The organism is Oscillibacter sp. KLE 1745 (assembly GCF_000469445.2).
GTDB lineage: Bacteria > Bacillota > Clostridia > Oscillospirales > Oscillospiraceae > Oscillibacter > Oscillibacter welbionis.
In genome coordinates this window covers 1,286-4,929 of the sequence record NZ_KI271733.1, presented here as the reverse complement: position 1 = coordinate 4,929, position 3,644 = coordinate 1,286, and the positions used below count along the sequence as shown (strand labels likewise).

Annotated in this window: 2 protein-coding genes; both read right to left on the bottom strand. The window is 56.8% G+C overall.

Annotated elements, in window-relative coordinates; translation table 11 throughout:
• Positions 1–215 precede the first annotated feature (215 nt).
• The gene (locus HMPREF1546_RS10720) at positions 216–572 is read right to left on the bottom strand and encodes a sporulation initiation factor Spo0A C-terminal domain-containing protein (protein WP_025543633.1); all 357 of its coding nucleotides are present in this window, start codon (positions 570–572) and stop codon (positions 216–218) included.
• Positions 573–1,057: 485 nt separating this feature from the next.
• The coding region (locus HMPREF1546_RS19230; protein WP_021751927.1) for a hypothetical protein at positions 1,058–3,644 on the bottom strand (2,587 nt) is incomplete at its 5' end.

Genomic DNA, 3,644 nt, shown 5'->3' with positions numbered 1-3,644 from the left:
GCCCCGCGGAATGGGGCGGCCGCCTGTGCCGGATTCGTTGGCCGGGGAGAGGGGAGCGGGCGATTTGCCGGCTGTTCCGGCAGGCCGCCGCGGCGGCACTTCCGCCAGCGCAGAGCAGGAATTCCGCTGCATCAGCAGACGCGGGAATCCCTGCCGCACGGGGGGCCGCAGATGGGCCGTCGGTACCAAATCCCGGAACAGACAGGCGAGGGGCATCAGATCAGCACACGGCGGTTGGGGTCACTCAAAACTTCCCGCTGGATGTAGGAGGCAATGATATCAATAAACTGGGAGGCGCGGGGCGGAGCCGTCAGCGTAAATCCCGCCATTTTGACCAGAAGCGGTCGGTTTGTATGCCACGCGCAGAGAACGACAGTCCGGATGTTCCGCTCCACGTTGGAGGGATGGCACCGGGTCTGCAGGGCCACGACTTCATAGATCTCTTCGGTGACATTGAGCAGGCGGGATTCGTCTTCCAGGACCAGAGCAATGGCGCGGACCGTCTGCGGGTAACCGCGGTAATTGCGCGTAATGCCAAAGGGGCGCAGCGTTTCCCGGATGATCGTGTCCATGGAGAGCACCTCCTCGAAATTTGCGATGAGAAGATTGTACGACGAAAAACAGCAAAGCCTGAAAAAACGACATCTCTCAGAAAATTCGACATCTTCCATTGCGTGGGGAAGCTGCGCAGCCTGCCTTCCAAAATTTGGAACCCCCCTTTCAATCTATCATAATATATTTTTTTACTTTTGTCTTGAATCTGGCTGTATTTTACAAAAAAATGAGCGCCGGAAGACCGGCACCCATGGGGAAGAGGGAAAAGTTATCTGAGCAGACAGGATCTCCTTCAACTCCTGGAGAGACCTTTTTGAAAGCTGCGGGCCAATACGCGGGGCTGGAGGACGATGGATTTTTCATCAACCACGAGGCACCGGCCAGTCAGGGGGGAACGATGCCGACGTTGTTCAGCACTACTGGCCTGGATGTGATGGAAACAGGGAAAGCCCCCGCTCTTACGAGCGGGGGCTTTACAGTTACCCGAGAACCTGTGAAGAAATTACTTCACAACTTCGAACTCGCCCTCCAAGAGGGTGTCGTTGCCGGAGTAAACCTCATAGGTATAGGTGCCAACCGTCAGAGGTGTATCCTTCATAGAACCGGTACCAGAATTGATCATACCAACATTGTTGGGATCCAGCACCTGCACATAGAAGAAGTGTCCGCCTGCGCCGGTGAAGGTCACGCCTTCCTCGTAGACAGTCTCGCCGTCATCATAAATCACCAGGGTAGCATAAGCGGTGTCCTCGGTGGTGAACTTGAAGAACAGATTGTTCTCAATGCCGCCACGGATATCGCTGTCAATGTCGCTCAGAGAAGCGTTATCAGCAAAGGTGTAGACACCGTCTTTCTGGCCCTTCAGCGCATTGCTGTCGTTCACGGAAGCGCCAGCAGTCGTGGTGCCTTCGAAGCCAGTGCCCGCGTCACCGGAATCGCCGTTGTCGGCAACGCCGCCCACGTCGGTGACGCAGATGAAGGTGATCTCGCCGTCCTTCACGTACAGGTCAATGCTCACATCGTCGGAAACATCGGTAGCAGCCTCCAGAGCGGCCTCCAGACGGGAGATGCTGTTGATCTCGCGGTCATACACGGAGTCGTTCCGGTCGGAGTTGCTGCGGCCATCGATGATGGTGGCGTTGGCGATGCTGACATCGTCGAACTTGACGCCATCGATGGTGCCGCTCAGAGCGTTGCGATAGATCTGGTCCGTGTTGTCCAGCGCCAGATCCTCCGCGGTAATACCGTCGGAATCCTCATCAATGATATTGTCGCTCTCAGACTTAGAATAGTCCTTCAGCGTGTAGACGCCGTCCTCGTCGATGCTGTCCACCTCATAGAAGCCATTGGCACTCAGCTTTTCATCGATGGTGATGTCCTCGCTGGTGTTGTCCTCCATGGACCAGAACTCGCGGACGTACTTGTCGGTGCCCACCTTGTCGGTGCTGCTGCCGGCGGCGTACAGGATGTCGGCGGAGCCAACGGAAGCGCTGCTGTCAACCAGAATCACATACAGAGCATCGCGGTCCTCATCCTGGTCAGCAATCACGATGACATTACCAGAGGTGTCGGCCTTCATGCCGCCCATGGCATAGACGGTGTCGATATCATCGGCATAATCATCCACGCCGAGGTACTGAGTGTTCTCATCCACATAGAAGGTCTTGCCGCTACCGCCGGTGACATTGGTGGAGAACTTGGTATCGTCCATAGCCAGAGCATTCTTCAGACTGGTGTTCAGACCATCATCCTCATCGATGCCATAGACGGTATAGTCTCTGTCCCCGTCCCAAGCAGTGGCAATGTCATCATCAAAGGTATACAGGCCCTTGACAGCAACGTAATTGCCATTATCCGTATCGAGGAACTCTACCAACTCGTTCTTGGAGTCCTTCTCATCCAGTTCAATGTCGGAGGCAGAGCCATCCGCCAGAGACACGGCCTGGGCATAATAGGTCATCTTGCTAGCGTTGTACCGGCTCTCTTCACCATAGACGCCAGCCACATAGTACACGTCAGACAGGTCCGCACCAGCGGCGCCCTCCACACCGATGACATAGCCGTCGGCGGTCAGGTAGATGGTGTATTCCTTGTCGAAGTCGAAGTTGCTGGTGATGCCGTCCACGAAACCAGCGGTGCCGTTCTCGTTGCGGGCAAACTCATACTTGGTGCCGTCCATGGTGACGGTCTCGTCCTCACGGAAAGCGGTGACTTCGCCGGTGACAGCCTCGGCCTCGTAAGAAGCCAGGACTTCATCGCCGAACTTGCCGTCGCGGAAGGCCACGGCCAGGACACTGCCCTCGTCATAGGAGGAGGCATAGCCCCGCAGGGTCTTCTCGGCATCGTCGTACTTGTCGTAGTAGTCGTTGCTGTTGTCGCCGTCCAGATCGGTGAGGGTCAGGACCTCGGAGGCGCCGTTGCGGCTCTCAGCGGTGCTGACGTCGGTGTCGACCTTGTCGATCTTGGCAACAGTGTAGCGGGAAACCACAACGGTCTCCACATCGCCGTTGTCATTCTCGTAAGCCTCGACGATATCGCCCACGGCAACCAGCTCAGAGGACTTCACCTCATTGTCATCGCCGTTCAGGAAGTACTTGGCATCCTTGGCTTCGGAACTGCTGTAATTCATGTAGCTGGAGCTGGTGACCACCTGGCCGACGTCCATATCGTCGTCCTCCACCACATAAGTGGCGTCAGCCTCGTTGGCATAGGTGCCCACATCGTCGCCATCATAGACCCACTTGCTGGAGGGATGGCCGAAGATGTCGGTGGCATCCTCCTTCTCCAGGTCCTTGAAATACTTCTCGCCGAACTGCATCAGGCCGTCGCCGTTGCGCTCGCCATCGATGTTGCCGTCGGTGTTGGTATTGTTTTCCACGTCCTTGCGGGTGGAAGTGGTGTTGATGGTGATGTCGCCCACAACGATGGTGTCCTTCTTGTCATACTCGACCATGGTGGCCTGCAGCATGTTGAAGGCGTACAGGGCGGCCTCCTGACGGGTCACAGCCTGGGAGCCCACGAACTCGTCGTTGCCGTCGTCCAGACCGATGCCGCTGGCCTGCTTGATGACGTTCACGGTCCAGTTGGCG